5 protein-coding genes are annotated in these 6,730 nt (G+C 52.1%); 3 read left to right on the top strand and 2 right to left on the bottom strand.

Annotated elements, in window-relative coordinates; genetic code table 11:
• Nucleotides 1–1,117 (bottom strand): hypothetical protein (locus tag HOK28_14390; GenBank protein ID MBT6434284.1); only part of this gene is annotated, 1,117 nt, incomplete at its 3' end.
• A gap of 162 nt (nucleotides 1,118–1,279) precedes the next feature.
• The gene (locus tag HOK28_14385) at nucleotides 1,280–1,567 is read right to left on the bottom strand and encodes a hypothetical protein (protein ID MBT6434283.1); all 288 of its coding nucleotides are present in this window, start codon (nucleotides 1,565–1,567) and stop codon (nucleotides 1,280–1,282) included.
• Nucleotides 1,568–2,029: 462 nt separating this feature from the next.
• Between HOK28_14385 and HOK28_14380 the strand changes: the two genes are divergently transcribed.
• The 3 genes from HOK28_14380 to lon form a co-directional block, all read left to right on the top strand.
• On the top strand, nucleotides 2,030–4,168 hold the full coding sequence (locus HOK28_14380) for a hypothetical protein (protein MBT6434282.1): 2,139 nt from the start codon (nucleotides 2,030–2,032) through the stop codon (nucleotides 4,166–4,168).
• A gap of 2 nt (nucleotides 4,169–4,170) precedes the next feature.
• Complete coding sequence (locus HOK28_14375) at nucleotides 4,171–4,806, top strand: N-acetyltransferase (GenBank protein MBT6434281.1); 636 nt, start codon at nucleotides 4,171–4,173, stop codon at nucleotides 4,804–4,806.
• A 251-nt stretch (nucleotides 4,807–5,057) separates the two neighbouring features.
• A partial coding sequence (gene lon, locus HOK28_14370) for an endopeptidase La (GenBank protein MBT6434280.1) occupies nucleotides 5,058–6,730 on the top strand: 1,673 nt, incomplete at its 3' end.

Raw genomic sequence — 6,730 nt, 5'->3', positions numbered from 1 at the left:
CGGGGTAATCCGGTCGTGAATAGAAGCCACCGAAGTTATCGACATGTGCTGTAAGGCAGTTTGCATCACACTGCGGGAGCTCAGCTGGTAGGTTCTCACTGGCGTTTAGCACGTCAGGGCTAATTTCTTCACGGGCCGAGTTCAACGAACCATCTTCGTAGTAGTTGAGTTCCAACAGGTGCAGAACGTTTCCGGCGAGTTCAGGTGCGCCCGTTGGAACAGCGTCACCGCTGATGGTTTCACGCCAAATGTAGCTCATGGAGTAGAGGCGGAAGCAGGTGCTCTGGCCACCCTCTGGAGGACGTCCCCAGGTGCAGTTATTGGCGTTGCAGCTGGCTGGCTCGGTGAATTCGTTGCAGGTCTGCGGTGGAACAATGAACTTGAAACGGAAGCGGGTTCGATCCGCGGTTATTTCTGAGCCATAGGTGTCTTGGAAATACTTCATCATGTCGCCGGTGAAGCTAGAAGCACCGACCAAGTCTCCGCCGGTGTTAATCCAGCCAGCCCATTCTCGGCTAGCTTGCTGGCGAACTTCAAAGAAGGGCAGGTTAGCCAGTGTGGTTGCTGGAGGACGCGGCGCATGGTGGGTCTGGAATGCAGTGGCTTGCGGGCTGTCGAAGCCGTGGTCAGTGCTCGATACTGTGAGATTCTGCAACCATAGGTTTTGCGTTAAGTCGTCAACCGCAGGTCCGGTATTGGCTACGCCGCTCTGGTCACTGAAGTCGAGAGATGTTGAGCCGGGGCTGGAGCCGCGAACTTGAACATTGGCCATAACAATCGTTTCAGCTTCGTTCTGGTAGGTCTCAGTGGCGGTGTCTTGGACTTCGGTGATTTTGATACACACGTGGCCAACCGACTGCGCCTCGCCTTGTGTAGCGCCGCTGCTGTCGCTTTCAGCGGTTCGCTTGTACGAGCGGTTGATGCTGTACCAGTATTCCGTGCCAGGAATGAGCGGTGAGGCAGGGCCTAAGTCGTTATCTTCAGGATCTCTATCAGGAGCCTGGAATGTGCCGCCGAGTTCATCGGATCCACAACCGGTGGTTGCGATTGCTGGGCAAATCATCAGCAGAGCCAATGCAGTCGAAAGTCGAGTCATTACAGGGGTGATCGAGACCATAGTCACTTCCTTTTTGTGAACAATTGAACGTGCGCTCAGATACCATACGCATCAGTGAAGCACCAGGGCGGTTTCATACCCTAATCTTAGACGCGCGTGACCGTCAGATCTTTAAGAATTATTCGTGATGTGGGAGAATTACGTGCTTTTTGAGCCGGCAACTTAGAACAAGTCGTCGTCGTCGTCGTCGAAGTCGTTTGAATCATCTGAGTCATCGAGGCCATCTACGGTATTGAGGTCATCGTCATCGCTGTTTTCGGATTCAGCTTCGTCGTCCTCACCGCCAAATGAGTCGAAGTCCAGATCACCGGTAAGTTCTTCGTCTTCGTATTCTTCCTCTTCTTCGTCTTCTTCGTAGCTATCAAATTCCCCTTCAAATTCACCACGGGGAGATGCACTCATGAAAATAACTGGTTTCTCGTCGCCTACTATAATCGTGTTTATGCTCATGGTCTTTGCTTTCCTGTAAGCCTTGTTCCTGCGAACTGCCGCCTTTGCTAAATGCGTTAAACGGGTCAATCTTTCAAGAAGTTTTCCCGAGTTGGCCTAACCCGAATAGTCGGGTTGAATTCAAATTACGAATTCCTGTTAAGGACACTGAACTCATTGTTCAGTCAATTGTTAAGTGCACGTTGAATGGCCTGAAAATACGATTTTTTGCTGGGAACGTTCTTTTTGGCCCCTCTGAAAGATCATATCAATTGTTGAACGATAATGACGCGATGGGCCAACATTCCAAGATGTTCATAAGTCTCGCTCGATGGTGACTTATGTTTACTCATAATATTATATGTTTTTCGGTTGCTTTTCGGGGGCACCTCACTTAGGAGCAGACCACCCAGAGCGTGTAGGATGATGTGGGTACACGCCTTACCCCCGTTCCATTATTGGACTGCGAAAAGGAATTTTCACATGCAAAAACGAGCTATCGTGCCCGCCCTGGCATTCATGGTTCTAGCAGCAGCCTGCTCCGAGCAGGAAGTTCTAACAGACCCAGGCGCCGCAACCGGTGCAAATGTCCCATCCAGAGAAGTGCAGTTACTTATCGAGACACCCGCCGATATGTCGTTGCTTTTTGAAGAAAGAGCCAATGTTATCGCGCGAGTAGTATTCGCAGACAACGGAAACCCTGTTGGTCAACGCCCTGTAAGCTTCGCGCTTGATGGTGATGCTTCAGGTAGCTCGCTTGCTATCCAGACCGCCGTAACTGGCGCGGATGGCCGCGTTTCCAATGTGTTTACGGCTGGTGCGTTACGTGCCGACTTACAAATCGTTGTTTCGACCACTCAGCGTGACGGCAGTACGTTGACTGAGTACGCAGATGTTATCGTTGATGGTGTATACCGCGGCGGATTGCGTGTCGGATTCGATTACAGTGACGTCGTTCCACTTCCCGAGCTGCAGGCAAGCTTGCACGAGGGTGTCATTGATTGTGAGAACGTGAACTTTGGTTCATTGCCGCCGATTCAGGCTGAGGCGCTCACCGGTGACGTAAACTCTACTGTGCTCTTCGAAGCACTCGAGGAAAACAAGATTTTCAGCGTGACTGTTGAAGCAAAGGGCCCTGCAGGAAACACTGTTGCTTACGGATGTGCTGTAGCTGACCCGATTGCGGGACGTTCGGTTATCACGATGACCGTGCCTCTTAAGCTTGAGATGGTTGATCTTGAAGGCTCATACGATTTCTCGACAACGATGCACTTAAACGAAACGCTTCCGGGCGCGGCCGGCACGGTTGTCAGTGAAGTTGGTAACTTCTTTCATGACCCAGCTGAATTAATGCTTCGGTACTTGGGTTTAGCCCTTGAGCAATACGTCGGACTGGATCCAACTTACTGGGATCTAGGTTTGGTGTTGGCTGCATCAGCTGCTGGTTACAATGCGGGAGACTTCGACTCAAACGAGCACATGGTTGCACAGTTTATATACGACAACCTCCTAAACCGACTTCCAACTTGGGTGGATGACGGAATGAGCATTGGCGGCGATGTGACTGACCTTGTGAACAACCTCCGGGTTGGCGGTCAGATGGATATCCTCAACGCAAACGCTGAGGGTGAGCTAAACGGCCAGTGGGGCTGGGACGACTTTCTCTTTACTTGGCGATACGGACAAGAATGCGATTTCACAAACACTTGCTGCGGTCGTACAACTTACAGTGGTGCCGAAGTTGGGCTTGAGCCTGTAGCAGCTGATTTTACGGGATTGGCGACGCCTCGCGCGACTCAATCAGGCGATAGCGATATCTCTTTCGACCTAGAAATCGACGAGCATCGCCTAGGTCTGCAGTACGGTACGATTATTCTTTTTACGCTTAATGAATTTGTTCTGCCTGAACTGACAGGTCAGGACAATCTCGCATGCGCCACGGAAAGCCTGTTTGGCTGCGAAGATGGCGGCGAGTTTGTTTGCGGCGGCACGAACATCGGAACATGCGGTTGTGACCGCGTAGGTGCTTGGCTCTCAGGTGCCTTGAGTAGTTTCGTCGACCTCGACCCAGCGATGGGTACCTTGGCTTGCGATATGGCTGTGCAAGGTGCGGCTGGCTTCATTGAAGGACAGATGCAAGAACTCGCATGGTACGGCACGTCTGACGGTTACCTAAATATGAGTGTTGAGGGAACCATTACTGACAGTGATCTGGATCTTCAGGCGGACTCCTTGGTTGGAACCTCTACAGGTACTCTAAACCTCGGAAGCGTTCAGACGGCTTACACCTCAGATGTGTATGGCGACATGGTTCGGGTTGAATGCTTGAGTGACGCAGATTGCGGCGACAAGCAGGCATGCCAGGTGCGGCGTCAGATTCTTGATGACTGTACTGGTCGTCAGGTGTGTGCGCAGCAAGTTGGTGAATCACTGGCAGGTGAAAGCTGTAACCGAGACGGCCAGTGTGCATCAGGCGCTTGCATGGATTCAGGTGTGTGCTTCGCAGCATGTGCCACGGATGATGACTGCAGCGGCGGTCAGACATGCATCGCTGACTTTACAGTTATCCAAATTGACGATACTGCCACGCTGCCCGTAAATGCATGCGGTGTAGTGGAGTAAGTATGTCAGCGAATCCGGATTCTAAATCTGAATCTACTAAGCGGGCGCCCAATGAGGCGCCCGCCTTTTTTGTACACCCCAAGGGTTTAGTCGATTCCGACGATGTTGGTGAGGGCACCCGCGTTTGGGCATTTGCCCATGTGCTAAAGGGAGCCAAGGTCGGCGCGCATTGCAATGTCGGCGAGTGCTCGTTTGTTGAGAATGGTGCGGTGCTCGGTGATCACGTCACCATCAAGAACGGTGTTCAGGTTTGGTGGGGTGTCACATGCGAAGACAACGTCTTTGTTGGGCCCAACGCCACTTTTACGAATGACCATACGCCGCGTTCCGGCGGACAAAAGCCTGAAGGCGAGCCTAACTGGGAGCGTACACACGTTGGCTTGGGTGCAAGTATCGGAGCAAACGCTACCATCATTGCCCCCGTTAAATTGGGCGCCTATTGCTTAGTTGGAGCGGGGAGCGTTGTGACTCGTGACGTCCCAGCCCATGCTCTCGTCATGGGAAATCCTGCGCAAGCTGCGGGATGGGTCTGTTGTTGCGGTACCCGCCTTAGTTCCGACCTCCGCTGCAAGGACTGCGGAAAGTCCTTCGAGCGTTTACCCACTTCAGAGCAAGGTCTCGCGGAGCAGCCAGCTTAGTCCCTCTCATAGTCTGAATATACGGTCGGCGAAGCGCCAAGCAGCGTCTACGAACCTTGGCTCGATAGAAATTGTCCAAACTGTTTAGGCAATCCTTTTGGCCAGCTGCGTCATCATAAACACGTCTCCAGGAGTTCGACTTCCAGTCGGGCCTATACTACAAGATTACAGTTTTAGGCTGGCACTGCCGATGTGGTAGTGGACTCTATGCATAATGTAATGCCGGCAATGCATGCCGGGTGGCGGGGATGATGTCAGAAGATAAAAAACCAGAAGAAGATTTTCTTAGTAATATCGGGAGCATCGAGCATGCGCTGACGCGTGCAGACACCGACGATAGCTTGATTGTTATCCCCGACGAACTGCCTGTTCTCACGCTTAGAAATACTGTTCTGTTTCCCGGTTCCATTGTGCCTTTGGGCATTGGTCGACCGAAAACGGTTCGTTTGGTTGAGGAAGGGATCAAAGAGAACGGGCTTGTAGCCATCGTTGCTCAACGAGATCCTGATGTTGACGATCCTGGACCGGGCGACCTCTACACAATTGCCTGCGCGGCGCGTCTCGTTAAGCTGGTTAAAGCATCCAAGGACAACTTCTCTGTTGTTGTTCAAGGTCTGTCTCGCGTTCGCATCAAGGAATACACGCAGAGCCTACCTTACCTTAAGGCTGAAATTACTGCTGTTGACGAGATGACATCGAACGAAGTTGAAGTTGAAGCTTTGACAATGAGCCTCAAGAAGACAGCCCGCGAAGTACTGCGTCTTATCCCGGAGCTGCCACCATCGGCGGCCGAGTTGTTGGAGCGGGTAGACGATGCAGGTGTATTGGCTGACCTCATTGGATCCAATGTTGATGCGACTGTCGACGAAAAACAATCCGTGCTCGATACGACTGAGCTGGTCTCACGTATGCGACGGGTTCTTGAGCTATTGAGCCGCCAACTTGAAGTGCTCAAGTTGTCGAACAAAATCAGTACGCAAGTTAAAGGTGAGATGTCCAAGACGCAGCGCGAGTACTACTTGCGTCAGCAGCTTAAGGCCATCAAAGAGGAGCTTGGTGAGGGCGAAGACGGTGAAGATGATTTAGCTGACTTAGACCGCCGAGTCACCGAAGCACGCCTACCGAAAGAGGCAGAGAAATCGGCACGCAAGGAGTTGCGCCGACTGCGCAATATGAACCCATCGCAGGCCGAGTACACAGTGGCTCGCACCTACGTTGAGTGGCTATGCGACTTGCCGTGGAACCAGAGTTCGTTAGACCGAATTGACCTCGAAGAGGTTCGAAGTGTTCTGGATGCAGAACACTATGGCTTGGAGAAAATCAAAAAGCGTATCGTTGAGTTTCTCGCAGTACGTAAGCTTAAGTCCGATATGAAGGGCCCGATTCTTTGCTTGGTGGGACCTCCGGGTACAGGTAAGACGTCATTGGGGCAATCTATCGCTAAGGCTATGGGCCGCAAGTTCGTCCGCGTTGCCATGGGCGGCGTTCGGGATGAAGCTGAGATTCGTGGACACCGTCGAACATACGTAGGCTCAATGCCCGGCCGTATTGTACAAGGCAAGAAAAAGGCGGGCGCCAACAACCCAGTATTCGTATTGGATGAAGTTGATAAGCTGGCTCATGATTTCCGTGGTGACCCTGCATCGGCGCTGCTTGAAGTTCTCGACCCAGAGCAAAACCATACTTTTGCCGACCATTACATCGATGTGCCGTTTGACCTGTCGAAGTGTTTCTTCATTGCGACTGCAAACCAGCTGGATCCAATTCCGGCGCCTTTGCGAGACCGAATGGAAATTCTTGAGGTATCCGGCTACACCGCTGAAGAGAAGCTTGAGATAGCTCGGCAACACCTTGTGCCACGCGCACTGTCTGAGCACGGTCTTGAGAAGGTGAAGGTCGACATCGACAACGAAGCTTTGTCTCG

The organism is Deltaproteobacteria bacterium, from assembly GCA_018668695.1.
Classification (GTDB): domain Bacteria; phylum Myxococcota; class XYA12-FULL-58-9; order XYA12-FULL-58-9; family JABJBS01; genus JABJBS01.
The sequence above is the reverse complement of the archived record's forward strand: the minus strand, read 5'-3'. Positions and strand labels throughout refer to the sequence as shown.

Coding starts and splice junctions, on each gene's coding strand:
- HOK28_14385 (MBT6434283.1), bottom strand. CDS start 1,567: ATGAGCATAAACACGATTATAGTAGGCGACGAGAAACCAGTTATTTTC.
- HOK28_14375 (MBT6434281.1), top strand. CDS start 4,171: ATGTCAGCGAATCCGGATTCTAAATCTGAATCTACTAAGCGGGCGCCC.
- HOK28_14380 (MBT6434282.1), top strand. CDS start 2,030: ATGCAAAAACGAGCTATCGTGCCCGCCCTGGCATTCATGGTTCTAGCA.